This window comes from Rhizobium sp. L9, from assembly GCF_002531885.1.
Classification (GTDB): domain Bacteria; phylum Pseudomonadota; class Alphaproteobacteria; order Rhizobiales; family Rhizobiaceae; genus Rhizobium.
This window is the reverse complement of the sequence record NZ_NWSZ01000005.1, coordinates 222,860-246,192: the sequence shown is the minus strand read 5'-3', so window position 1 is coordinate 246,192 and position 23,333 is coordinate 222,860. Positions and strand designations below refer to the sequence as shown.

The 23,333-nt window shown below is 60.1% G+C and carries 21 protein-coding genes and 2 pseudogenes; 12 read left to right on the top strand and 11 right to left on the bottom strand.

What is annotated here, in order from left to right:
* Nucleotides 1-4: 4 nt before the first annotated feature.
* Nucleotides 5-982, bottom strand: coding sequence for an ABC transporter substrate-binding protein (locus CO660_RS06485; RefSeq protein ID WP_097598047.1), 978 nt, complete (start codon nt 980-982; stop codon nt 5-7).
* 105 nt (nt 983-1,087) lie between these two features.
* On the bottom strand, nt 1,088-1,855 hold the full coding sequence (locus CO660_RS06480; RefSeq protein ID WP_097598046.1) for an alpha/beta hydrolase: 768 nt from the start codon (nt 1,853-1,855) through the stop codon (nt 1,088-1,090).
* 202 nt (nt 1,856-2,057) lie between these two features.
* On the opposite strand from CO660_RS06480, the gene CO660_RS06475 reads away from it, so the two are divergent.
* Both CO660_RS06475 and CO660_RS06470 read left to right on the top strand, forming a co-directional pair.
* Nucleotides 2,058-2,528 carry a MarR family transcriptional regulator gene (locus CO660_RS06475; RefSeq protein WP_097598045.1) on the top strand — a complete coding sequence of 157 codons (471 nt, stop codon included), beginning with the start codon at nt 2,058-2,060 and terminating at the stop codon, nt 2,526-2,528.
* Between the two features lie 221 nt (nt 2,529-2,749).
* Complete coding sequence (locus CO660_RS06470) at nt 2,750-3,805, top strand: aldo/keto reductase (protein ID WP_097598044.1); 1,056 nt, start codon at nt 2,750-2,752, stop codon at nt 3,803-3,805.
* Nucleotides 3,806-4,268: 463 nt separating this feature from the next.
* On the opposite strand, the gene CO660_RS06460 is transcribed toward CO660_RS06470, so the two are convergent.
* Nucleotides 4,269-5,489 (bottom strand): PLP-dependent aminotransferase family protein, encoded by a 1,221-nt coding sequence (locus CO660_RS06460; protein ID WP_097598042.1) that lies wholly within the window; start codon nt 5,487-5,489, stop codon nt 4,269-4,271.
* A 350-nt stretch (nt 5,490-5,839) separates the two neighbouring features.
* Here CO660_RS06460 and CO660_RS06455 point away from each other — a divergent pair, with 350 nt between their 5' ends.
* From CO660_RS06455 to CO660_RS06425, 6 genes and pseudogenes are all read left to right on the top strand, one after another.
* Nucleotides 5,840-6,940, top strand: a complete 1,101-nt coding sequence (locus tag CO660_RS06455; RefSeq protein ID WP_085778677.1) for a branched-chain amino acid aminotransferase — start codon at nt 5,840-5,842, stop codon at nt 6,938-6,940.
* Between the two features lie 249 nt (nt 6,941-7,189).
* The gene (locus CO660_RS06450; RefSeq protein WP_097598041.1) at nt 7,190-7,441 is read left to right on the top strand and encodes a transcriptional regulator; all 252 of its coding nucleotides are present in this window, start codon (nt 7,190-7,192) and stop codon (nt 7,439-7,441) included.
* Nucleotides 7,425-7,760: a type II toxin-antitoxin system RelE/ParE family toxin gene (locus CO660_RS06445; RefSeq protein ID WP_097598040.1), complete on the top strand. Its 336-nt coding sequence runs from the start codon at nt 7,425-7,427 to the stop codon at nt 7,758-7,760. Before CO660_RS06450 ends, CO660_RS06445 begins: the two co-directional genes overlap by 17 nt.
* On the top strand, nt 7,750-8,337 hold the full coding sequence (locus CO660_RS06440; protein ID WP_097598127.1) for a class I SAM-dependent methyltransferase: 588 nt from the start codon (nt 7,750-7,752) through the stop codon (nt 8,335-8,337). Before CO660_RS06445 ends, CO660_RS06440 begins: the two co-directional genes overlap by 11 nt.
* Nucleotides 8,338-8,623: 286 nt before the next feature.
* Nucleotides 8,624-8,905 (top strand): annotated as a pseudogene (locus CO660_RS06435) (DUF2231 domain-containing protein); the annotation flags it as partial.
* 736 nt (nt 8,906-9,641) lie between these two features.
* Nucleotides 9,642-10,398 (top strand): annotated as a pseudogene (locus tag CO660_RS06425) (TIGR04290 family methyltransferase).
* Between the two features lie 29 nt (nt 10,399-10,427).
* Here CO660_RS06425 and CO660_RS06420 read toward each other — a convergent pair.
* The gene (locus CO660_RS06420; protein WP_097598039.1) at nt 10,428-12,176 is read right to left on the bottom strand and encodes a hypothetical protein; all 1,749 of its coding nucleotides are present in this window, start codon (nt 12,174-12,176) and stop codon (nt 10,428-10,430) included.
* A gap of 147 nt (nt 12,177-12,323) precedes the next feature.
* Between CO660_RS06420 and CO660_RS06415 the strand changes: the two genes are divergently transcribed.
* Genes CO660_RS06415 through CO660_RS06405 form a run of 3 tightly spaced genes read left to right on the top strand, consistent with a single transcriptional unit; the run spans nt 12,324 to nt 15,003 of the window.
* On the top strand, nt 12,324-13,427 hold the full coding sequence (locus CO660_RS06415) for an inositol-3-phosphate synthase (RefSeq protein WP_097598038.1): 1,104 nt from the start codon (nt 12,324-12,326) through the stop codon (nt 13,425-13,427).
* On the top strand, nt 13,424-14,023 hold the full coding sequence (locus CO660_RS06410; RefSeq protein ID WP_097598037.1) for a histidine phosphatase family protein: 600 nt from the start codon (nt 13,424-13,426) through the stop codon (nt 14,021-14,023). The genes CO660_RS06415 and CO660_RS06410 overlap by 4 nt, the downstream gene beginning before the upstream one ends.
* A 32-nt stretch (nt 14,024-14,055) precedes the next feature.
* A complete protein-coding gene (locus CO660_RS06405) occupies nt 14,056-15,003 on the top strand; it encodes a beta-xylosidase (protein ID WP_097598036.1) in 948 nt (315 codons plus the stop codon).
* 1 nt (nt 15,004) lies between these two features.
* On the opposite strand, the gene CO660_RS06400 is transcribed toward CO660_RS06405, so the two are convergent.
* From CO660_RS06400 to CO660_RS06385, 4 genes are all read right to left on the bottom strand, one after another.
* Nucleotides 15,005-16,306 (bottom strand): Coenzyme F420 hydrogenase/dehydrogenase, beta subunit C-terminal domain, encoded by a 1,302-nt coding sequence (locus CO660_RS06400; protein WP_097598035.1) that lies wholly within the window; start codon nt 16,304-16,306, stop codon nt 15,005-15,007.
* A gap of 115 nt (nt 16,307-16,421) precedes the next feature.
* Nucleotides 16,422-17,483: a polysaccharide pyruvyl transferase family protein gene (locus CO660_RS06395; RefSeq protein WP_097598034.1), complete on the bottom strand. Its 1,062-nt coding sequence runs from the start codon at nt 17,481-17,483 to the stop codon at nt 16,422-16,424.
* 209 nt (nt 17,484-17,692) lie between these two features.
* The gene (gene ilvC / locus CO660_RS06390) at nt 17,693-18,712 is read right to left on the bottom strand and encodes a ketol-acid reductoisomerase (protein WP_097598033.1); all 1,020 of its coding nucleotides are present in this window, start codon (nt 18,710-18,712) and stop codon (nt 17,693-17,695) included.
* A 50-nt stretch (nt 18,713-18,762) separates the two neighbouring features.
* On the bottom strand, nt 18,763-19,428 hold the full coding sequence (locus tag CO660_RS06385) for a TetR/AcrR family transcriptional regulator C-terminal domain-containing protein (RefSeq protein ID WP_176536237.1): 666 nt from the start codon (nt 19,426-19,428) through the stop codon (nt 18,763-18,765).
* Nucleotides 19,429-19,600: 172 nt separating this feature from the next.
* On the opposite strand from CO660_RS06385, the gene CO660_RS06380 reads away from it, so the two are divergent.
* Nucleotides 19,601-20,059, top strand: coding sequence for a hypothetical protein (locus tag CO660_RS06380; RefSeq protein ID WP_097598032.1), 459 nt, complete (start codon nt 19,601-19,603; stop codon nt 20,057-20,059).
* Between the two features lie 26 nt (nt 20,060-20,085).
* On the opposite strand, the gene CO660_RS06375 is transcribed toward CO660_RS06380, so the two are convergent.
* The 3 genes from CO660_RS06375 to CO660_RS06365 all read right to left on the bottom strand — a co-directional run bounded on the left by CO660_RS06375 (nt 20,086) and on the right by CO660_RS06365 (nt 23,325).
* Nucleotides 20,086-21,717: an FGGY-family carbohydrate kinase gene (locus CO660_RS06375; protein WP_097598125.1), complete on the bottom strand. Its 1,632-nt coding sequence runs from the start codon at nt 21,715-21,717 to the stop codon at nt 20,086-20,088.
* A 159-nt stretch (nt 21,718-21,876) separates the two neighbouring features.
* The gene (locus CO660_RS06370) at nt 21,877-22,593 is read right to left on the bottom strand and encodes an HAD family hydrolase (RefSeq protein ID WP_097598031.1); all 717 of its coding nucleotides are present in this window, start codon (nt 22,591-22,593) and stop codon (nt 21,877-21,879) included.
* A gap of 3 nt (nt 22,594-22,596) precedes the next feature.
* The gene (locus tag CO660_RS06365) at nt 22,597-23,325 is read right to left on the bottom strand and encodes a glycerophosphodiester phosphodiesterase family protein (protein WP_097598030.1); all 729 of its coding nucleotides are present in this window, start codon (nt 23,323-23,325) and stop codon (nt 22,597-22,599) included.
* Nucleotides 23,326-23,333: the final 8 nt, after the last annotated feature.

Here is a 23,333-nt window from a genome sequence, read left to right as displayed (position 1 = left end):
TTGATCAGTTCGAGCCGTAAATACCGGAGAAGGTCTTCAGATCCTGATCGGTATTTTTCAACGCTTCCGCTGCCTTGATCGGCAGGACCTTGATGGTATCGCGCGCCGGCAAACCTTCCGGCAGCTTCATGCCGTTGCGGGCCGGGATATAGCCGAGCTTCAGGAAGCCTTCCTGGCCCTTTTCCGAGAGCACGTAATCGACGAACTTCTTGGCAGCCTCTGCATTCTTGGTGCTGGCAAGGATGCCGACCGGCTCGGTGACGGCCGAAACGCCTTCGCTCGGGAAGACAAATTCGACGGGTGCGCCCTTGGCCTTCTCGCGGATCGGCAGATAGTCGACGACCATGCCGTAGGCCTTCTCGCCGGAGGCGACCGACTTCAGGACGGCGCCGTTGCCGCCGGCAGCGATCGCGCCGTTTTCGGCGAGCGCCTTGTAATAATCCCAGCCGAGGCCGGGAACCGCGGCCAGCGTCTGGGCGTGGATCAGCGCAGCACCCGAAGCGAGCGGGCTCGGCATGGTGACGAAGCCCTTGGCCTCAGGCTTCGTCAGGTCCTTCCAGCTCGTCGGCTTTATCGCGGCAGAGGTGTTGTACATGATGCCTGTCGTGATCAGCTTGGTCGAGTAATAATAGCCGTCGGCGTCATAGAGGCTGGCGTCGTATCCTGCGGCTTCCGGCGACTTGTAAGCGAGCAGCTTGCCGTCTTCCTTGAGGCGCTCCAGCGTCACCATGTCGGCGATGAGGAGGACGTCGGCGACCGGATTGCCGGCCTGGATCTCGGCCTGAAGCTTGGCGATGATCTTCGGCGTGCCGTCGCGTACCCAGTCGACCTTGATATCGGAATTGGCGGCCATGAAGCCGTCGACCGTCGCCTGCGCGTCTTCGTTAGGCTGGCTGGTGTAGAGAACGAGGCTTGCGGCCGAAGCCGGAACGGCAAAAAGGCACGCGGCAAGAAGTGCTGCGGCGGAAACGATCGTTTTCATGGGAGGGATCCTCGGAATTGCGGTACCCCTCCCATATTAGGGGTCGTTGACAGAGATGTGACAGGGCGCAGCGGCTGCGCCGCACTCTGCACCACTGCGCTGGCGTTACTTCGCGGCCTCTTCGATAAGTTCCGCCACCTTCTGCGGCTGCGAAACCATCACGACGTGGGAAGCGCCCTCGACCACGACGGTCCGCTTGGAGCCTGCCCGCTCGGCCATGAAGCCAAGGGCTGCCGCCGGGATGTTCTTGTCGCCGGTGCCGTAGACGAACCACGACGGCAGCTTCTTCCAAGCGGGCTCGCCGGATTTTTCGGTCAGTGCCGCTTCGGTGATCGGCCGTTGAGCCGCCGCCATCAGGGCCGCCTGTTCAGCCGGCACGTCACTTGCGAACTGGTCATGGAACTTGGCCTGGTCGATGTAGAGATCGACGCCGCCTGCGCTGAGCTTCACCGGAGCTGCAAGCGCTGCGCCCAGGGTGCCGCCGGGAAATTTGCCAGCGAGGTCGGCAACCGATTCCCCGGCCTCCGGCGCGAAGGCCGCGACATAGACCAGGGACTTGACGTTGTCATGGCCGTTCGCCGCGGTCGAGATCACCTGCCCGCCGTAGGAATGGCCGACCAGGACCACAGGGCCGGCAATGCTGCCGACGACGTCGGACACATAGGCGGCGTCGCTCGAGACGCTGCGCAGCGGATTGGCGGCAGCCACGACCGAAAAGCCGTCCTTGCGGAGAATTTCAACGACGCCGTTCCAGCTGGATGAATCGGCAAAGGCGCCGTGGACGAGGACGACGGTCGGCTTGGCCGGCTGAGCGAAGGCAGCACCGGACAGAAGAGCGCCCGCCAGGGCGACAACAGCAGCAAACTTGAACATGGGTCAATTCCTTTGGTCGGTTGAGTTTCTTGGGAGCAGAAGCGCGAACCGCACGGGGCGTTCACGTGCTTTCAAGTCCCGTCTTTCGTGTAATTTGTAGACGATTTATTTGTACGCAATATAAATAGCCAGCCTCATGCGCGACGTCAATAGCTTGCAAACAGATCGCGCACAAATTATATTGATTGTAGAGGAGAGCGTGATGAAAGACACCCTAATGAATGACCTCGCCGACGTGCCGAAGATCGATGAGATGCTTTGCTTTTCAATCTATTCCGCAAGCCACGCCTTCAATCAGCTTTACCGCCCCCTGCTCGACGAGCTGGATCTGACCTATCCGCAATTCCTGGTCATGACCGCCTTGTGGGCGCGTGACGACCGCACGGTGAAGGATCTCGGCGAGACGCTTTTCCTGGATTCCAGCACCCTCACCCCGCTGCTGAAGCGGCTGGAAAATGTCGGCCTCGTCACCCGCAACCGGAATCCCGCCGACGAGCGACAAGTGCTCTTGCGCCTGACGAAGAAGGGACACGCCCTCAAGAGCGGTGCCGCCCACGTGTTCGATTGCATCGGCAAGGCCGTCGGCCTCGACGCCGACACCGTCGGCAAGATTCGGGACACGATCGCTTCCCTCCGCGACAACATTCACAAGAAGGACAGGAACGAGACCTGACGCGAGGCGGCGCCCGTCGCGTCGTCGCCACGTCAGGACGATTTCCGTCGACAAGCCGATCGCATATTGTACGATCTGCTCGGGGCCGAGCGCCCCGCGATCAATCGCAGCCTCGGGCGGCCGCAAACTCGCCTACCCCTCACGCAGGCGTGAGCACGCCGCCATTGTCATTCTATCGCGTTGAGGTACGTCAATCGCGTTCCGATGAAGGAGGAGTTTCAATGGAATATCGTCTGCTCGGCCGTTCCGGCCTGAAGGTTTCGACTTTGACCATGGGTACGATGACGTTCGGCGGCGTCGGCTGGGCAAAGATGGTCGGCGATCTCGGCGTCTCCGATGCAAAGAAAATGATCGACATGTGCATCGATGCCGGCATCAACCTGATCGACACCGCCAATGTCTATTCCAATGGCGAATGCGAAAACATCATCGGCGAGGCGCTCGCCGGCAAGCGGCCGCAGGGCGTGCTGCTCGCTACCAAGGCGCGCTTCGGCATGGGCGACGGTCCGAACGACCGCGGCCTGTCGCGCTACCACCTGATCCGCGAATGCGAGGCGAGCCTCAAGCGCCTGAAGACCGACGTCATCGACCTCTACCAGGTGCATGAATGGGACGGCCAGACGCCGCTCGAAGAGACGATGGAAGCGCTCGACACGCTGATCAAGCAGGGAAAGGTGCGCTATGTCGGCTGCTCGAACTACTCCGGCTGGCACATTATGAAGGCGCTCGGCATCGCCAATGAGCATCGCTATCAGCGCTTCGTCAGCCAGCAGATCCATTACACGCTCGAAGCGCGCGAGGCCGAATACGAGCTGCTGCCGATTTCGATCGACCAGGGCCTCGGCGTGCTGGTCTGGAGCCCGCTTGCCGGCGGCCTGCTTTCCGGCAAACACCGCCGCAACCAGGCCGCTCCCGAGGGAACGCGCCAGTTCGCCGGCTGGACCGAGCCGCCGATCCGCGACGAAAACCGCCTCTGGAACATCGTCGAGACGCTGGTGGCAATCGGCGAAGAGCGCGGCGTCTCGGCGGCCCAGGTGGCGCTTGCCTGGTTGATCGGCCGCAAGGCGGTCACCTCGGTCATCATCGGCGGGCGCACCGAAGCCCAGTTCCGTGACAACATCGCCGCTGCCGAGCTGAAACTCACGGATGAGGAGCGCAAGCGTCTCGACGCAGTCAGCCTGCCGCCGGTGATCTATCCCTATTGGCACCAGCTGAATACGGCGAGCGACCGGCTCGGCGAAGCCGACCTCGAGCTTTTCGGCCCGCACCTGCAGTAATAGCGAGAGAAGATCAGGCATGACACGGTGAAAGACAGGTCCTTTCCTCAGAGAAGAAGGCGGAAGCAGTTCCCTCCCCTCCCTCATTCCTGTGCTCGTCACAGGAGTCCAGCGTGCCCAAGTCCTTGGGCACGAGGGAGTCTTTCACGAATAGGAGTTCAATCACGGCGCGGACGCGCCGTGGCTGGATTCCTGTGACGAGCACAGGAATGAGGGATGAGAGGGCGTGCCATGCAGCCCCTCATCTGCCTTCCGGCATCTTCTCCCCGACGGGGAGAAGCGGAATCGTCTCGTTTCCTAGAAGCGTCTGCAGTGGAAAGAGAAGCGAGCGGCTTGCTCCATCTTCTCCCCAGCGGGGGTCCGAAGGACGGGTTGAGACCCGTGGCTCAACCCCGGTCGATGGCCCGAGGGGTCGGATAGGGCCATACGGCACAACAGTTTTGTTGCACCCCACTCCCAACACTCACCCACCAATCTCCGCTGAAATCAGCTTCCCCAGCCGGCTGATCCCATCCTCGATCATCTGCTCATTCGCGCAGGAGAAGCTGACGCGGAAGGTGTTGGCGCCGGAGCCGTCGGCGAAGAAGGCTTTGCCGGGCACGAAGGCGACCTTGGCGGTCTCGAGCGATTTCGCCAGCAGCTTGGCGCCGTCCATGCCTTCCGGCAGCGTGATCCAGATGAACATGCCGCCTTCCGGCTTCGTCCAGCTCGTGCCCTTGGGCATGTACTTCTCGAGCGCCGCCAGCATGCAGTCGCGGCGATGGCTGTAGGCCGCTTTAATCTTGGCAACCTGCTTGTCGAAACCGCGCACGGCGACATCGGATATCGCCATCTGATTGATCGTTGAGGAATGCAGATCGGCCGCCTGCTTCATCAGCACCAGCTTGCGGATGACAGGCGCATTGGCGACGATGAAGCCGACTCGAAGGCCGGGCGCCAGCGTCTTGGAAAAGCTGCCGCAATAGATCGTTCGCGTGTCGTTGATATGGCCCTTCTCGGCGATCTCCAGCGCCAGGATCGGCGGGATCGGCTCGCCGTAGTAACGCAGCGACTGGTAGGCGGCATCCTCGATGACGGCAATGTCGAGCTCTTCGGCGAGCGCCAGCACCCGCTTGCGGCCGGCGAGATCGACGGTTTCGCCGGTCGGATTGGAGAAATCTGCGGAGAGATAGGCGAATTTCACCTTGCCGCCGGCAGCCGCAGCCGCCACGCGGTAGGACTCGGGCGTCCGGTTGCCGCTCGGCGTCAGTTGGTCATAGGCCGGCTCATAGGCATTGAAGGCCTGCAGCGCGCCAAGATAGGTCGGCCAGGTCACGAGCGCGGTATCATTGGGCGAAAGAAAGAGCTTGCCGAGATAATCGAGCCCCTGCTGTGAGCCGGAGACAATGAAGACATTGTCGAGCTCGCAGGGAATGCCGAGGGCGGCCATCTGCTTGACCAGCCATTCGCGCAGCGGCTTGTAGCCTTCGCTGACCGAATATTGCAGCGCCGAATTGACGGCGGCACCTGCGAAGATATCGGCATAGGCCCGCTGGAATTCCTCGGCCGGAAACAGCGCCGGATCCGGAATGCCGCCGGCAAAGGAAATGATGTCGGGCTGGTCGAGAAGCTTCAGGAGCTCGCGGATTTCGGATGCGCGCATGCGCGATGAGCGCGACGCAAACATGGTGTCCCAGTTCAGCATGGAGGTTTCCTCGTATTTTCTGTACCGCCGACAAATCATGCGGCGGAAATTATGTCAATAATGCTGACCTATTTTCTTGTCATAGCGATAAGTTGGAGATCACATATTCCAAAGCCTGGGTATGAAATTCGCGAACGTCATTCCCGATAAGAATGAAGTTCCCGAATCGACCGATGGTGACGCCATTCTCGATCGCAGGCGCTCGATTCCGAATTTGTTGCTCGACGTCAGCCACCTCAAGCGATTATTCCTCTGATCAAGCCGAAACCGGCTGCTTCAGACCTTTCCAAAACCGGCTCGGCGGCGGTAGTGTCGCCACCACTATTCAATTTACTATCAAGGTGCCAGCAATGACCGTGATGTCGGCCTCTCCTGAAATCAAAATCGAACTCCACAAGACCCCCGTCTCGGACGCCGACCGCATCCAGGCACTGGAGACGCCCGGCTTCGGCAAGATCTTCACGGATCACATGGTCCTGGCGCGATGGACGGCCGACAAGGGCTGGCATGATACGAAGGTTACGCCCCGGCGACCCCTGGAGCTCGATCCTGCGAGCGCCGTGCTGCATTACGCTCAGGAAATCTTCGAAGGCATGAAAGCCTACAAGGCAGACGATGGCCGGATTCTGCTCTTTCGGCCTGAAGAGAACGCACGCCGCTTCGCGCAATCGGCAACCCGCATGGCGATGCCTCCCGTGCCCGAAGAACTCTTTTTGAAGGCGGTCGAAGCACTGGTCCGCGTCGACAAGGCCTGGATTCCGGCTGGAGACGCCAGCCTCTACCTTCGCCCCTTCATGTTCGCCAACGAGGCGTTTCTCGGCGTTCGTCCGGCTCAGGAATATATCTTCTGCATCATCGCCTCACCGGTCGGCGCCTACTTCAAGGGCGGCGCGAAGGCCGTCTCTCTTTGGGTCGAAACCGAATACACCCGTGCAGCCAGCGGCGGCACCGGCGCTGCAAAATGCGGCGGAAACTACGCAGCCAGCCTCGTGGCGCAAGCGGAAGCCGCGAAGAGGGGTTGCGATCAGGTCGTCTTCCTGGATGCCGCGGAGCATCGCTGGGTCGAAGAACTCGGCGGCATGAACGTCTTCTTCGTGATGAATGATGGATCGATGGTGACCCCGCCCCTTGGCGGCACGATCCTGCCGGGCATCACTCGGGCTTCCGTCATCGTGCTCGCAGAAGAAAGGGGCTTGCGCGTGGAGCAGCGTCCCTATTCCTTCGCGGAATGGCAGGAGGATGCCGCCAGCGGCAGGCTTGTCGAAGCGTTCGCTTGCGGCACTGCCGCAGTCCTGGCGGGCATCGGCCTCGTTCGACATGCCGGCGGCGAGTTTCTGGTCGGAGACGGACAGACTGGCAAGCTGACCAGCGAACTGCGACAGCAGCTCGTCAGTCTGCAGAAGGGCGTAACGAACGATGAGCACGGCTGGACGCGCCTGATCCCGGCCTGACCTTCAGACCTTTCACGCGAACGGCGGCGCCAGCACTGACATGGTGGGCGCCGCTCTCGGCCTCGCCTTCAAAGCAGCCGGGCTGACGACAGTTCTCGAACTCGCCGACGCGATGCAATCATTAAAGAAGACTGACCCTCATGTGACCCAAGCGCTCGACGGCGGGCGGCAACGCTTCTATCACGGGGTGGGGAATCGTAACAGGCACCAGGGACAGCTGAACCGGCACGCACCGACGGCAGGAATTCAATGGCGAAAATGACGATCTCGCTTCCGGATAATCTGGCGGATTACATCTCGCGCCGTGTCGCAAGCGGCAGATACGACAGCGCCGACGCATTCCTGGCGGAGCTGATCGCGAAGGACCAGGACCATCGTAAGCTTGAGGACGACGAACTGCGCGAGATCCTGAGGCAGGCCGAGCAGAGCGGTATCAGCGACCGGCGCATTCCCGACATTTTGTTGGAAACGAAGGTGAAGCTGCGTGACATCAACCTATAGGCTGACCCGAACGGCCGACGCCGTACTGTCAGGCATCGACGAATATGCCAATCTACATTTCGGCGAGGCGCAGGCGGATGCCTATCTTCTTGACTGGGATCGGATTTTAATACTTCTTTCGCGCGTGCCCTCCATGGGCGATGAGTGCGACGCACTTGGCGCCGGCCTGCGCCGCCTCCTCCACATGCGTCATGTCGCCTTCTACCGGCAAATACCCGACGGCATCCTCGTCATCGACATCATCGGCGCCGACCGGCTTGCCGAAAGGCATCTCCAATCCAACCGACGATCCGGACCGGCCGCTCCCCATACCCCATGACAGCACCTCCGCCTTCTACGACAATAACGCAGCGATATACGCCAATCGCGCGCGCAGCCTGCCGAAACAGAAGCTCGACACTTTTCTTGCCCGACTTGCGCCGGGGGCCGCGATCCTCGAACTTGGCTGCGGCGGCGGACAGGACAGTGCCTACATGCTCTCTCAAGGCTTCGATGTGACGCCAACCGACGGTTCACCCGAACTCGCGGCACAAGCCGAGGCGCGAATCGGCAGGGAGGTCAGGGTCATGCTCTTTGAGGATCTCAACGCCGAGGCCGCGTTCGACGGCGTCTGGGCCGAAGCGAGCCTCCTTCATGTCCCGAGAACGACCCTGGCCGACGTCTTCGCCCGCATTCACCGCGCGCTCAGAACCGGCGGCATCCTCCACGCAAGCTTCAAGTCGGGAGAAGCCGAAGGGCATGATGGCTTCGGGCGCTATTACAACTATCCATCCGCCCATTGGCTTTCGGCGCTTCTGACGGCAGGCGGCTGGCGCAACCTCGCCGTCGAGGAAAGCGATGGCGGCGGATATGACGGCAAGCCGACCCGCTGGCTCATCGTGAGTGCGCAACGATAAAGGTCGGAGCTTCGCCCCGTGTCCGACGGCAGTCTTGGCGCCATCGCGCTTTTAGGCGAAAATCCGCCTTCCACCCTCCTCTCTTCCTTCCTCCCGCACCTTTCACAGGAATGACGGAACGGAGAGTAAGTGTCTCCCTACATGGTCACTCCGGTAGTGCATGCGAAAGGCGGCCGCCGCAATTTGTCGATGTGGCGGTCGACAAGCCAGTGCCGCTGCATCGGAACCATCCGCTGCCTCCACGGTTGGATCGTATATCTGCGCTCTTGCCTTCTCGGAGCATGCCATGGCTGTAATTTTTCCCAGCGATCGAGACGTGGCCGCCTATCCGATACAGTCGCTCTTTGTCCCGTTACCTTTCGTCTGCTTCACGCTTGCGTTCGCCACCGATATCGCCTTCTGGCAGAGCAACAACCTCATGTGGCAGAACTTCTCCGCCTGGCTATTGTGCGCTGGCCTGGCGTTCGGCCTGATTGCGATTCTGCCTGGTTTGAGTGACCTCGCACGGCCCCGCACCCGTCCGCTGCGGTCGGCTTTCCCGTCGGTGCTTCTCTACCTCGTCATCCTCATGCCGAGCACATCCCGGAAGTTCAAGCGACTCCTCACCGTGCTGTCGCTGGCCGTGGCGATCCTTTCCTTACCGCTCCAAGCGAACGCACAGGCGCCGCCTGACAAATGCGTCGCCCCGTCCCAACCAAACCAGGGTGGCGGTTCAGCGGATGACCATCAAGATCTCTCCAAGAAGCTGGATGACTGCAACGGCGAACTTAGGCCCCCTCCCATCGGCGACGCCGAAATGGTGGAACCGGCGCCCGACACCGGTAATTCGCGCATCATCCGTCCGGGAGATATGCCGCCCAACACCAATCCGTCGCACAATTCTGATGACTAAGTTCACCGTCCAGAGATCTTTGTGTCGGCCGAGAAGGACAATCTCGCACACAATTGGCGGGTTTTTCTTCTTCAGCGGGAACCGAAAACCATCAAGAGGGTTCGACCACATCTGACGAAGCCGGCTCAAGCTGAACATGCCGCAGGTATCTCAAAAGCGGACGAAGACTGGAGGGGGAGATACCGAAGATCCCTTATTGACCACCTGTCTCCCTGGATGGATCGCCCGTTCGCTCGCCAGAAGCGGAATTCACCGAATGAGCCAATTGGCAGATATGAAGAATGCCGAACTCCTCAAGCTCGCGGGGATCGGCCCCCGGTCCGTCGAGCAGATACGGTCGGCGATCAGAAAATTCAAACGTAACCGGACACACGTCTCGGCGGCGCAGTCGAAGCAATGATCGACGCTGCGGATTGGAGTACGGAATGAACGAGAGGCTCGACTGGAAAGGGACATCGCAGCCCTGAGGCCATGGTTTCACAACCTGCGAATTAGCGGCGTTCAGACCGCGCCTGATCATTTTCTTGGTGACTACCCGTCCTTCAAATGGGCCCACTTTCAGCAGGTTGTGCCTGAAGATCTCGGGGGGTGCAGCGTTCTCGACATCGGCTGCAACGCCGGATTCTATTCGCTTGAAATGAAAAGAAGAAATGCCGGACGGGTCGTCGGAATCGACTCCGACCCGCATTATCTCAGGCAAGCCGAGTTCGCAGCCAGACAGACAGGTGAGGATATCGAGTTCAAGCTGATGTCGGTGTACGAGGTGGAAAAACTGAAGGAGAGATTTGACCTGGTCCTTTTCATGAGTGTCCTTTATCACCTGCGGCATCCGCTGCTGGCACTCGACCTTCTGCATGAGCATGTCGTCGGCGGCCAGATGCTGTTTCAATGCATGCAGCGGGGTGAAGAGGAAATCGCGGCACTCGGCGAAAATTACGACTTCTTCAACACGACAATATTTGAGCAGCGCGGCTTTCCCAAAGTGTATTTCTTGGGAAGAACGTTACGCTGGCGACCCCACAAATTGGTTCATTCCGAACAAGGCGGCGGTCGAAGCGATGCTGAGAAGCGCCGGGTTTGTCATTCGTGCCAATCCGGAACGGGAAGTTTATCTGGTGGAACATGGAAGCCGCCATCCGATGGCGGAACCGCCTCCGTCACTTTGCTGAAAAACTTCGGATCCAGACCGCTTCCGCAGTCAGGCTCCGATCAACTGCGGCAGGCGGTCCAGGTAGCGTTTGATGGTGCTTTCAATCCGCTCCCTCTCGGCGTCATCGACGCTCGCCCTCGCCTGCGACCACAAACCTATCTGGAAACCGAGATAACATGCCTCGAAAAGCTTGAGCACATCATCGCGCAAATCGCAGTCCGCTTCCTGAGCGACGAGATCGACAAGACGATAACGCTCCTTACTCGATAGTTCGAATTCGACGCAGGCGCCCACGACGTCCCAGGCAATGTCCTGGCACCCGATCAGATCGTGGGCCGCGTTGTGATCGAGCGCATCCGTCTTCACGATGCGCCCGCTGGTGGTCGTCAGCCATTCCCATGGGTGAAGCCGGTTGTCCGTATCGACCCGTCGCAATCGTCCGGCTAGCCGCTCGGGCGTGCTTATCACGCACCCCAATTTTTCTGCCGTATCCGATCCTGCCGCTTCCGCAATATTGAAAATCGCCATCTCACACAGTTTCTGGATCGACGCGCCGCCATTTTGCGCCGGGAGGTGACGGGCACGAAAACCGAGATAACGTCCGAGGTGATCCGCGATGTCGCGCCTGCTTGCACCACTATTGTCGAGCGGCGTTCCATCCAGCCATTCGTCGATGACAAATCCGTAACAGGTACCGGCAACCTTCGGAACAAAACCGGCTTCGCTTAGCAAGGAGCCTCTTCTGGCCTTGTCCGAGTCGCTCCCGCCAAGCCCGGCAAACTTGACAAGCCACGCCCCTCCTTCGGCTTCCATCAGGAATTTGCGTTTTTCCATCTGCATATAGCTCGGCGGCCAATGTGAAGGATCACGATACCGAACCGCGCGCCATGCGCCACCGGAGAGGTCCCGCCAGGACGAACGCGCAACGCCGACAACATCGGCCGCCCATGTCTGCAGACGATGTTTTGGATCTTGGGTCTTGAGGGCAAGATCGTCGAAGCTGACGACATGGCGTAGCCGATCCCGCCAACGGGTCCGATGCGGCTTGCTTGCATGCGGGCCAAGTTCACCCGTGTGGCTCGGGAAAAAATGAAGCCGATCAGACGCCACGCCGTTGGCCTGCAACCAGTCCGCAACGCAGCCGAACGAGCTCCCCGATAGCCCCGGCCCCTCATCGACGATGGCAAAATCGGTGCCATGGTCGGCGAGAATCCGCTCGGAAAGAGCCGGTGTGACGCTTACGTACCGCTCGAAGGGGTGGCCAGTCGGGCGCAGCGAATAGGCCGGCTCGGCATCCAAGGCTGCAGAAACCAGAGCCGCGAGTCCGGTCCCGATGCTTCGGATCCCGATGACGACTGTTTTAGACGTCAAGTTTGAGATCGAAGCCGCCTCGATATAGCTCTCGGGATACAAAGCATAAAAGGCGTAGCCCTCTGCGCGCTTCATTCGCACCGGATCGGCGCTGGCGAGAGATTCGAGTTTGGTTGTCCAATCCTCTGGAAAGGACAAACTGCCGGAAAATCCGTTTCGCCACGATCGCATGATCTCCCGTGCCTGCATGCGCAGAAATTTCGCGCCTGCATCCTGAAGCTCGGAGATATCGTCCGCGCCTTTTCCCCCGAATTCCTGATCGGCCAGTCCCTGAACCAGTTCTCCAGTCAGGATGAATGCTCGAACCAGGGTTTCGTGGCGCTGCCGGCTCGGCTGCATTTCGATGCACGCCATCATCATTCTTGAAATCAATGCGCGTACTGCTGCTGCGTTCTCGATGTGCTCGACATCGCCATAGACCAGCATCCGGTCCTCCTTCCTTGCAGCAATGCCTGCCCGAGCTGGTTGGATCATCGTCAGACGCGATCGAAAAAAACGGGAAGGTCGGGAACCGGCGCAGTTCCCGCTTGTTAGCTTTGTAGATGCCTCAGCAAGCAGCCCTTGGAGGGAACCATGCGTTCGAAATCCATTCGCGTTGGATTGGTGGGAGTTGGCAATTGCGCCTCGTCATTGGTTCAAGGACTTACCTACTATGATAACGCCCGGGAAAACGAGCCGGTTCCAGGCCTCATGCACATTGATCTCGGCGGATATCATGTGCACGATATTGAGATATCCGCGGCCTTCGACGTCGCCGCTTCAAAAGTAGGGCGCGATGTCGCGGAGGCGATATACGCCGAACCAAACAACACGCAGCGTTTCGCAGATGTCGCTCCGCTTGGCGTCGAGGTGAAACGCGGCAGGACGATGGATGGGATAGGGAAGTATCTCCAGGATCGGATCGAGGAATCGGCGGAGCCGCCGGCGGATGTGGCGAAAATCCTCAGGCAAACCGGGACGGAGGTGCTAGTTTCCTATCTTCCCGTTGGCTCGGAAGAAGCAACCAAGTGGTATGCCGAACAGGCGCTGGCGGCAGGTTGCGCTTTTATCAATTGCATTCCGGTATTCATAGCCTCCAAACCGGAATGGCAGCAGAAGTTCGCCGCCCGGAAGCTGCCGATCATTGGCGACGATATCAAGAGCCAGGTGGGGGCAACGATCGTCCACCGAATGCTCGTCAATCTCTTCCGCGAACGGGGCGTCCGAGTGGATCGCACCTATCAGCTCAATTTCGGCGGAAACACTGATTTTCTCAATATGCTGGAGCGCGAGCGGCTGGAATCAAAGAAGATCTCAAAGACCCAGTCGGTCACCAGCCAATTGGATATTCCGCTTCCTGCCGACGATGTACATGTCGGACCAAGTGACCACGTCCCCTGGCTCACCGATCGTAAATGGGCTTATATCAGGCTCGAGGGCACCACTTTCGGGGGCGTGCCGCTCAATGCGGAGCTCAAGCTTGAAGTGTGGGACTCGCCCAATTCAGCCGGCGTTGTCATCGATGCAATACGCTGCGCGAAACTCGCCCTCGACCGAGGCCTGGGCGGAGCTCTGACAGGGCCGTCGAGCTATTTCATGAAATCGCCGCCGCAGCAGTTCACCGATTACGAGGCCCGCCGCCGGACGCAGAATTTCATCGACGATGAGGAGGAAGTTCTGCGCGGAGCCGCGGAATGACGGCAACTTTCTTCCTGGTTCGTCACGCAGCGCACGACAATGTCGGGAATTTCCTGGCGGGCCGTACAGCCGGTATTTCGCTTGGCGAATCCGGACGCTCGCAAGTTCAGCGTCTCGGGGAGAGGCTGCGCCGAGAGGACATCAATGAGATCTACACCAGCCCGCGCGAACGAACACGGGAGACTGCAGTAGGTATCGCATCAGCCTGTGGCCTGTCTCTGCCGCAAACAGACGATGCTTTGGACGAAGTGAATTTTGGCAACTGGTCCGGAAAAACCTTCGAAGTTCTCAATGATGATCCCCTTTGGCGCCGATGGAATACCACACGCAGCCTCGTCCGCACGCCAGGAGGCGAGACGATGCTGGACGTCCAAACTCGGATTTTCGGGCTCATAGAGACATTGGCCCGTCGCGGCAACGATAGGCGCTTAGCGCTGGTGTCTCATGCCGATGTCATCAAGGCGGCTGTCAGCCATGTTCTGGGACTGCCAATCGACGCTTGGCCCAGATTTGATATTGCACCGGCCTCCGTCACCACCGTTGTGGTCGGCGACTGGGGTGCAAAAGTGATGACGCTCAACGAAGTGACCTTATAACCCGTTCGTTAAATCCTGCCCGGGGAAGTCAAATGATCGAAGCCACGATGATCTGGAACGAGCCGAACAATAAATCGCACTGGGATCCGGAGATCGATCCTGAATGGAGCCTGTTTGCGCAAATGGCAATCCTGGCGGCCGATGCAATCGCAGCCAAAAATCCGGAACTGACGAAGGTGCTCGGCGGAATATCTCCAATCGACCCCTTCTTCCTCAGCCGCATGAAGAATTACGGCGTGCTCGATCACCTCGATGCCGTCGCGCTGCATGGTTTTCCCCTCGACTGGAATCTCTGGCAAATTCATGAGTGGCCGGAGAAAATCAACGAAATACGCGCTGTCACCGATCTGCCGATCTGGGTCAGCGAAGTGGGCGTCTCGACCTTCGGTGCGGAGGAAGTGCAATTGTGGGGCCTGCAACGAACTGCCGAGTTGCTCAAGGGCAAAGTCGAGCGCTGCCAATGGTACAGCCTCTACGACCTCCCTCGATCATGGGAGGCAACAACGCGTCATCGCGAAGCCGAAGGCTCCTCCTACTATCGGCACTACTATATGGGCATTCTGCGCGAAGACGGAACGCCCAAACCGGCGCTTGAGGAGTTTGCCAAACACACGCCTGATTTAGGGCTGGTGCAATGGTTCCACTTCGAAGACCCGCGGCTGGATGAGGCTGCTGCCTGGATGAGGCGGTTAGGCGTGAAATCTGTGCGCACCGGACTTTCCTGGGCGGACCGATTCCGGCCCAACGCCCTCGATTGGTTCGACCGGCAGATGCAGGCCCTCGAAGATTTCGACGTAACGGTGACGTTCTGCTTCACGCCGGAGCATAGAGGTATCGCGCCGCACCATACCAGTGCGCCCCTGGTGCCCGAAGAATTCGCCGGCTTCTGCGAAGAAATGGTCGAACGTTACGCACCACACAGAGATAGCGGATATGTGTCGCGCGTTGCCAAGTCAGCAGTTCGACTGCTGGGGGCTTGAATCACGTGCGTCCCTCGGAGCCGGCTAAACCCAGGCTCTGGGCTATCCTGCCGATCGGTCCTCGGGAATAGGCGACCCCCTGATAGCATGCCAAGGCAGCACGAGCCCACCAAATGTAAAGTCTGGGGCTGTGCAAGAAGTGGGCAATTGCAAAGACGCGATGACTCCAGAAGCTGATCCAGTAGCGCATGACATAGACCGCCATGCGCTGCCGGGACAAGCCATGTCTGCCGGGACGGGCGCGTTTTCGCGGGCGCATGCCCATACGAGGCCAGCTCAGCCGGAATGCGAGACCCTCACGACGCTGGCGGAATCCGGCGGCCTGGGTGGCTACGACAAAGTCGGAATCGACGTAAGACAGTGCGATCCTCTTCTCTGCAATCCCCGCATGGATCACATCTAGAAGTGCTGTTGAGCGGACGATCACCACGTTCGTTCCTCTTCCATCAGAGGAGTAGGGCTCCTTCCAGGCATCCCCGAAAGCGATATCTGCGGTTTCTGCCACGACGTCGTCGCAGAAATTGCAGGCGGAGTTCTGAAAGAAACCCGCACCCCAGTCCCCATCGACCAGATGCCACCAGTCCTGGGCGCACGTCTCGCCGTTTTCGAGTGTCAGCTGAGCCCGATACCAATTCGCAGGCCGATCCTGGGTTTTCTTCCTGTAGTCGAGCCGTCTAACCTTCCCAATGTCCTGCCCCATCTGCCATGCGAAGCTCTCGGCCATTCGCGCGCTTTTCATGTGGCCACAAAACAGCCCAAGCGTGAACGCAATTCGCTCCTTCAATACTGGGTCATCGGCACAGGCCAGTCGCACCGCCTTGATGAAACAAGGAATCCCAACCACGGCATACCGGCCCGGCGCCTCGCGAATGGACTGAAGTACTCCGGAAAGCTCGACTGGATAATATCGAGATTTAGCACCCGCCTGAAGTTCCTGCAGATCACGTGACAGCGAATAATGAAACAGGCGCCGTTCCGATTGCGGATCATCGCTCTCCTTGACGTGAGCAACACCGTCAACAAGCCCCAGGCGCAGCAATTCCGCTGCCACCCAGGTGACCATGCCGCCGGAGCTGCCGTTCGAACGGTATTCCCCTTCCTCGACATGGCCGACAAAGGCAGCCTCGTAACGACCCAGCAGAGGGTCTCGGTTTTTCGCACCGGCAAAACATTCGGCCGTCAATTCATCCTCGTCCCGGGCCACCGGTGAAAACGGGCAAATTCGCGCAAAATCTTCATCAAGGGCCTGCAACCACGTCTTCGGGCCTGCCGGCTTCATCTGCCCGTACCGGTCGAGTTCCATGTGCACATCAGGTCGCGCTGACCTTGCGACACAGGAGCCGCAGCCGATGCAGCAGCCGGAGCCTGCAATATCCTTGGGAGCGATGCCCGGCGCGAGCCGATTCTTTTGACCGGAGCTATTGCAAGGCATGGCTGAGATAGGCGTTGGATGTGTCGCGCAGCGAAGATATCCGCTGCGAAATGCCCATAGGAAGGGGATTACCGAGGATGCCATCCAGATGCGTGGAAGTCGTATCTTCGGTCAGAACATGATCATCAGCTCGGACGAGCCGCGTTAGATCGCGAATCTTGTTGGAACGGTAATCGGAGAGGACGCATGCAAACGGCTTCTCGTTGACAAGCGAGAACACGCATCCATGAAAGAAGTTCGTCACGACAGCCTTTGCTTCGGAAATAAAGCTGGCGAAGTCCTCCGGGCCGGCGTCAATCCATTGCTCATCGGCCCAATCGTTCCGATAGCCGATGCTGACGAGCGGATATTCCCGGTCTCCTGCCCACCGGCGCACGGTATCCTGAAACCATGTGGGAAAACTGTGGCCGTAGACGGCTATATAGCCTGCCGCCTCCCCGTCATGCCGGCTCGCCTTCATCGTCTGCGGAAATTGCAGGCAGGGGTCGAGAACGAGTTCGGGCTCTATTCCCAATGTCTCGCGGATGATCCGCTCCGAATGGAGGTCCCGGACAGAAATATGAGAGAACTTTCGCAGCTTTTCCGCCCACCCCTCCAGTCGCTCCGACGATGTCAGACTTCCAAACGTCGCGGCATAGGAGACAAGACGCCCGCATCGCAGGCCTTCTCCATAAAACACCGGATACCCGCCATACCAGGGATGGCGAAGGTTCCACACCTCGTCGCTGCCGACGACGATGAGCGAATAGTCGTCCATCGCGGCTGGGTTCTCCAAGGGAAAAGGCGATGAAAGAGGCAAGCTCGCAAACGATTGAAAGAATTTCCGGATCTTCGCTTTGTAGAGCGGGTAGTCTTCCTTCGGCGTTGCGGCAGGAAGCAGCGGTTGCAGCGCGCATTGCCATTCCGCGCGGTTCACGCGATCAGACATGTGTTCCAGAAGAACGGCTTCTACTCCCATGGACGCGAGGCCTTCTGCCAGACAGCGTGCCTGCCAATAGGAGCCATAATTTATGCAGCGATGAAAGGTAAGAATTCCGGCCTTAGACATCTGGTCCCTGAAGCAGATCGAATAGATTCCACTAACCGACCAACTCCAGTTCCGTTCCCAACAAACCGCAGCTCGCCTCTTGGTTCGGGAGCAGCCTTCTTCAGTATGTCGCAATGAATCAGATAACCCCCAGCTCAGCCGGGGGTTATCTGCAGTCTGGAGGCTGGAGCTTTTACTCCGGCCTTTCCGTTTTGCTTCGCTGAAACAGCTTAGTTGACCGATTTGTCGACCAGCTTGTTCTTGCCGATCCAGGGCATCATGCCGCGCAGCTTGGCGCCGACTTCCTCGATCTGATGGCTGTCGTTGTTGCGGCGGATGCCCTTGAAGCGGGCCGCACCCGACCGGTATTCCTGCATCCACTCGGAGGTGAACTTGCCGGTCTGGATGTCCTTGAGCACGCGCTTCATCTCAGCCTTGGTTTCTTCGGTGATAATGCGCGGGCCGGTGACGTATTCGCCCCACTCGGCCGTGTTGGAGATCGAGTAGTTCATGTTGGCGATGCCGCCTTCATAGATCAAGTCGACGATCAGCTTCACTTCGTGCAGGCACTCGAAATAGGCCATTTCAGGCGCATAGCCGGCTTCAACCAGCGTTTCGAAACCGGCGCGGATGAGCTCGACGAGGCCGCCGCAGAGAACGACCTGTTCGCCGAAAAGGTCGGTTTCGCATTCTTCGCGGAAATTGGTTTCGATAATACCCGAACGGCCGCCGCCGACGCCGCAGGCGTAGGAGAGAGCGAGTTCAAGGGCGTTGCCGGAGGCGTTCTGATGAACGGCAACGAGGCAGGGAACGCCGCCGCCCTTTTGGTATTCGCCGCGAACCGTGTGGCCCGGGCCCTTCGGGGCGATCATGACGACGTCGACGGAAGCCTTCGGCTCGATCAGGCCGAAGTGAACGTTGAGACCGTGGGCGAAAGCGATGGCAGCGCCGTCGCGGATATTCGGAGCGATGTCCGACTTGTAGATGTCGGCCTGGAGTTCGTCCGGCGTCGCCATCATCATCAGGTCGGCCCATCCGGCGGCTTCGGCGACGGTCATGACCTTGAAGCCATCGGCCTCGGCCTTCTTGATCGTGGGCGAACCGGCCTTGAGAGCGATGACTAGGTTCTGGGCGCCGCTGTCCTTCAGATTCAGCGCATGGGCGCGGCCCTGCGAGCCGTAGCCGATGACGGCGACCTTCTTGGCCTTGATGAGGTTGAGATCGGCATCACGATCGTAATAGACGCGCATTTGAAGTTCCTTCCCTTGTGCTTGTCCTGTTGACTGTCATTAAGGCGAAATCAGCCGAGAGCCGGCATCTCCGCCAGAACCTTCTCCGTGCCGTAAAGCCGGAGGAAGGCGGTCACCGCCCTCTCCGCCTGGCGTGCGGTATCCTTGAGGCCCGGTTCGCCGAGCAGCATGCGCACATGCAGGTCGGAAACTACAAGGCCGTAAAGCGTGTGATAGGCTTCGTCGGCATCGGCAAAGCGCAGGAGCCCTGCCCTCTTGCCGGCATCGATCAGCGCCATGGCGCGCCGGTCAATCTGGCGGCGGCCGCGTTCGAGCAGGAGCTTGCCGAGCTTCGAGCCGTCGCGGTGGGATTGGCCGATCGCCAGCCGGTTCAGCGCCAGCGAGACGTCGCCGGCGAGCACTTCCAGCAGGTCGCGGGCGAAGATGACGACATGGTCGTGCAGGCTCGTCGCCGTAAGCCGTTCGCCGTTGCGCTCGAAGGTGCGCACCTTGCTCGCCTGATAGGCGATCATCGCAGACAATAAGCCGTCGCGATCGCCGAACCACTTGTAGAGGCTTTCCTTCGAGCAATTGGCGGCGCGCGCAACACCCGAGGTCGTCAGCGCCTTCTCGCCGCCATCAACGAGCAGCCGCAGCGCCTGCTCCAGAACGGCGTTCTGGCGCGACGAAAATTCGCTCGGCTCAGCAATATCGACGGACACGGTCACGGCTCCCATATACGTACCGTACGGTACGGTTCGCAACCTTTATGCGGCAATCCGATCAGGCCGTCAAGCAGGCCCGGCAGATTTTTATACGGGAAAGGCTGGTGGCGCACCAGAATTGGATAGGCGGACACCGGATTGAGATTCCATAATGCTGCATAATGTCATTTGCCGGGAGCCTTCTATGTCGCGTCTACCTGCTGCTCTTCTCCTGGCCGGAGCGATGCTCCTGGCAACGACGCCCTTCACCGGTCGCGCCGCCGCGCGGTCGGATAGTGAAGTCTATAACCGCATCGAGGAATTGCACGGCGATGCCGCCGGCTTCGACCGGCCGCTGCGCCAGCTCGTCCAGGCGATGCGCACCGGCGATGCCGAGACCATCGCAGGCCTTGCCGAATATCCCCTGAGCGTAAAGGCAGATGGCGAAACCTATGATGTCGAAAACGCCGAGGATTTCATCCAGAATTTCGACGATCTGGTGACGCCGGAGACCCGTCGCGCTGTCGGCCGCCAGCAATATGAGGATCTCTTCGTCAGCAGCGAAGGAGTCATGCTTGCAAATGGCGCTGTCTGGATGGGTGCAGTCTGCGACGACAACGCCTGCGAGGAAAGCCATTGGGCGATCATCGCCATCAATAACTAGTTCGCGGCATTTGTCGCGCAGCGCTGTCAGCCATCGCTGCGAAGCTTGCGCGCCAAAGTCTGAAGCTCCTTGAACGCTTCGTAACGCTTGCGGTGAAGATCTGAAATCTCGCCCTCTGACGGCTGAAAACGCTTTTCCACCTTGGTGAGCTCGCTCATTGCCTCGCCAACATCGGCAAATTGCCGGCCGGCGACAGCGCCGAGAATGGCCGCTCCCAGCAATACCGGCTCCTCGGCCTTCGTCGCCACCACTGGCTTGCCGCTCGCATCGGCGAGCACTTGGCGGACGAAATCGTGCTGGCCGGCGCCGCCGCTGATGACGATGTTGTCGACGGTGACGCCCGCCTCGGCCTGTGTTTCGATGATCTGCCTGAGGCCGTAGCCGATGCCGCAAAGCCCTGCGACGTAGAGCGAGACCAGGCCGCCGAGATCCCGCTCCATGCCGAGACCGGCGATAACAGCCCGGGCATGCGGATCGGCAAAGGGCGCGCGGTTGCCGAGAAATTCGGGAACGACATGCAGCCCGGCCGCCAGCCTGACGGCGTCGGAAGAACGGCCCGCCTTGCGGGTGGCCATGTCGGCAAGCAGGACCGGCAGCGCAACGCCGGCGCTCTTCGAAAGCTCCCTCGCCTCGCTGGCCGCGGGATGGAAGGAGAGGAGATGGTCGATCGCCGCACCGGCGGCGCTCTGGCCTCCCTCGTTCAGCCAGAGGCCAGGCACCATCGCCGAATAATAGGGCCCCCAGACACCGGGCACGAAAGACGGTTCTGTCGTCGATGTCATCGTGCAGGAAGAGGTCCCGAAGACATAGGCAAGGTTGGCTCGCGGATCGGCGCCGACGGTTCCGACACCGCCCGCATGAGCATCGATCAGCCCGGCTGCCACGGCAGTTCCGGGCGTCAGCCCGAGTTCCTCCGCCGCAGCCGCGCTCAGCCCCTGGCCGAGCGCCGAACCGGGCTCGACAATGACTTTGCCGATGCGGGCAAACCCTTCCTCCGCCAGCACGCCGAGACCGATCTGATGGAAATAACCGCTGTCCCACCGCTTCTCATGAGCGAGATAGGTCCATTTGCAGGTGACCGTGCAGGTCGAGCGCGACAGATCGCCGGTTGCCCGCCAGGTGAGGAAATCCGCAAGATCGAAAAACTGCCAGGCAGCATCGAAAACCTGGGGGCGGTTTTCTTTCAGCCAGAGAAGTTTGGGTGTTTCCATTTCGGGCGAAATACGGCCGCCGACATAACGCAGCACGTCATGGCCAAACGCATTGATGCGCTCCGCCTGCGGGACGGCACGATGGTCCATCCAGACGATAATATCGCGTTCCGGATCTTCCGAAGGCCCGACGGGAAGCGGCTTGCCGCCTTCGCCGAGGACGACGAGCGAGCAGGTGGCGTCGAAACCGAGCCCGACCACTGAAGCCGGATCGACGCCGGCTGCGGCGACGGCCTCTCGCACAGCCTCGCAAACGGCGCTCCAGATTTCGCTGCTCGATTGTTCGACGATGGAACCGGCTTCATGAAACAGGCTGATATTCCGCTTGGCGGAGGCAAGCATGCTGCCGGCCATATCGAACAGGCCGGCCCGGGCGCTGCCGGTGCCGACATCGACGCCGATGACATATTTGGCGCCGGCTTCTGCGGTATGAGATGTGTCGCTCATGATCTCTCGTTTCGGATCGGCAAGGATCGGGTTGATTAGCAGCTGCAGTCGATTTTCAATGTCTGTTGTCTGGAAAATCCCCGCCTCCAGGGACATTACGCGGTCACGGCGACATGGCAAGGAGGCTGGCGCTGAACGCGCCCTCCGCCCGGGGCGCCATCACAGCCTCCCTCCGACTTTTTCCAGAATGGCGGGGAGTTCCCCCGCCCCAGTCGCAACGGCGGCGGCTCCGGCGGCATCAAGCACGGCGCGGCGGCCCGGCCTCGGATCGGCCGGATCGACGAATCCGATGGCCGTCATGCCTGCGGCGATTGCTGCTGCCACACCATGAACGCTGTCGTCGATCATGATGCATCTGGCCGGCCGGGCCCGGAAACGCTCGGCGCAATGCAGCAGCAGATCGGGCGCCGGCTTCGGCCGGGAGACGAATTCGGCGCTGAAGACGCCTTCCCCGAAGGCGCTCCAGAGATCGAGTTTGCCCAAGCTGTTGTGCAGCCGCCGCATCGTGCTGTTCGATGCGACGCATTTAGGGCGGTCGAGACTGTTGACGACCTCGGCAATGCCGGCAATGGGCGTCAGCGAGCGCGCGAATTCCTCGAATAGATGAAGATGCCACTTTTCGAACAACGTAGCGATATCGATGATCCCGTATTCGTGCCGGCACATCTCGGCGATGATGCTTTCCGAATTGCCGGTGAACTTGACATGAGCCTGCGCTGCGGTGATCGCAATGCCTGCGCTTTGGAGCGTTTCCGCCAGGGTACGGCTGGCAATCGGTTCGCTGTCGATCAGCACGCCGTCGCAATCGAAGATCACGAGATCGACGCTGTCCATGGTGCCTGACATGCCGGGATAATCGATGCGGCTATTGAGCATGCCTCACCCCCGCGCCTGCAAGGCGAGGTCCGGACGGTCCGTGGTTATCTGTCTGATCGGTTTGGCAAGCCAATATTCGAGATCGCTCATTTCGTTCGGAACCCAGGCCCCGAGCCGGTCGAGCGGCACGAGCCTGGTGATCTCCTCCCACTTCGCCTGAAGCAGCGACTTTTCGACGGCGATGATATCCGAATATTGCATCATCAGGCTGAGGCCGCTCGCAAGCCCGAGACGCTCGGCAGACTTGGCGTCGAAGGACGACAAGGTGCGAATACCAGGGGCGACCTTGCGAATATCTGCGAGCACGTCGGGATGAAAACTCGTCAGGATCGAGCGCTCCATAAGACCAAGCCGCTCGACGGCGGCGAATGCCTTGGCGGCGAGCCCCTCGTAAGGCGTCCCATCGGCGTGGGTCTTCAGTTCGATGTGAAGCTCGAGGGGCGTATTCTTGAAGACGGCGAGGACCTCTTCCAGGGTGGGGATCGCTTCCCCGTCACTGTCCTTGAGGCTGATTTCACGATGTTTTCCCGAGCCGAGATCGGCGACCGGCCCGCGCGCATCCGTTGTGCGCTCCAGCGTCGGGTCGTGAATGACGAGCATTTCGCCCGAACGCGTCAGGTGGATGTCGAACTCCACGCCGTCGACAGGCATCTGCGCGAGTTTGCGGAAGCCCGAGAGACTGTTCTCGGGCCAGAGATTGCGGCCGCCACGGTGGCCGATGATATGCACCATCGTCTGAA

What these genes read in the sequence shown, in the direction of transcription:
- CO660_RS06385 (WP_176536237.1), bottom strand. Translation starts at nt 19,428, where the DNA reads ATGGGAGCCGTGACCGTGTCCGTCGATATTGCTGAGCCGAGCGAATTT.
- CO660_RS06475 (WP_097598045.1), top strand. Translation starts at nt 2,058, where the DNA reads ATGAAAGACACCCTAATGAATGACCTCGCCGACGTGCCGAAGATCGAT.
- CO660_RS06380 (WP_097598032.1), top strand. Translation starts at nt 19,601, where the DNA reads ATGTCGCGTCTACCTGCTGCTCTTCTCCTGGCCGGAGCGATGCTCCTG.
- CO660_RS06400 (WP_097598035.1), bottom strand. Translation starts at nt 16,306, where the DNA reads ATGGAACTCGACCGGTACGGGCAGATGAAGCCGGCAGGCCCGAAGACG.
- CO660_RS06485 (WP_097598047.1), bottom strand. Translation starts at nt 982, where the DNA reads ATGAAAACGATCGTTTCCGCCGCAGCACTTCTTGCCGCGTGCCTTTTT.
- CO660_RS06405 (WP_097598036.1), top strand. Translation starts at nt 14,056, where the DNA reads ATGATCGAAGCCACGATGATCTGGAACGAGCCGAACAATAAATCGCAC.
- CO660_RS06365 (WP_097598030.1), bottom strand. Translation starts at nt 23,325, where the DNA reads ATGGTGCATATCATCGGCCACCGTGGCGGCCGCAATCTCTGGCCCGAG.
- CO660_RS06415 (WP_097598038.1), top strand. Translation starts at nt 12,324, where the DNA reads ATGCGTTCGAAATCCATTCGCGTTGGATTGGTGGGAGTTGGCAATTGC.
- CO660_RS06455 (WP_085778677.1), top strand. Translation starts at nt 5,840, where the DNA reads ATGACCGTGATGTCGGCCTCTCCTGAAATCAAAATCGAACTCCACAAG.
- CO660_RS06460 (WP_097598042.1), bottom strand. Translation starts at nt 5,489, where the DNA reads ATGCTGAACTGGGACACCATGTTTGCGTCGCGCTCATCGCGCATGCGC.
- CO660_RS06420 (WP_097598039.1), bottom strand. Translation starts at nt 12,176, where the DNA reads ATGCTGGTCTATGGCGATGTCGAGCACATCGAGAACGCAGCAGCAGTA.
- CO660_RS06480 (WP_097598046.1), bottom strand. Translation starts at nt 1,855, where the DNA reads ATGTTCAAGTTTGCTGCTGTTGTCGCCCTGGCGGGCGCTCTTCTGTCC.
- CO660_RS06395 (WP_097598034.1), bottom strand. Translation starts at nt 17,483, where the DNA reads ATGTCTAAGGCCGGAATTCTTACCTTTCATCGCTGCATAAATTATGGC.
- CO660_RS06410 (WP_097598037.1), top strand. Translation starts at nt 13,424, where the DNA reads ATGACGGCAACTTTCTTCCTGGTTCGTCACGCAGCGCACGACAATGTC.
- CO660_RS06470 (WP_097598044.1), top strand. Translation starts at nt 2,750, where the DNA reads ATGGAATATCGTCTGCTCGGCCGTTCCGGCCTGAAGGTTTCGACTTTG.
- CO660_RS06370 (WP_097598031.1), bottom strand. Translation starts at nt 22,593, where the DNA reads ATGCTCAATAGCCGCATCGATTATCCCGGCATGTCAGGCACCATGGAC.
- ilvC (WP_097598033.1), bottom strand. Translation starts at nt 18,712, where the DNA reads ATGCGCGTCTATTACGATCGTGATGCCGATCTCAACCTCATCAAGGCC.
- CO660_RS06375 (WP_097598125.1), bottom strand. Translation starts at nt 21,717, where the DNA reads ATGAGCGACACATCTCATACCGCAGAAGCCGGCGCCAAATATGTCATC.
- CO660_RS06450 (WP_097598041.1), top strand. Translation starts at nt 7,190, where the DNA reads ATGGCGAAAATGACGATCTCGCTTCCGGATAATCTGGCGGATTACATC.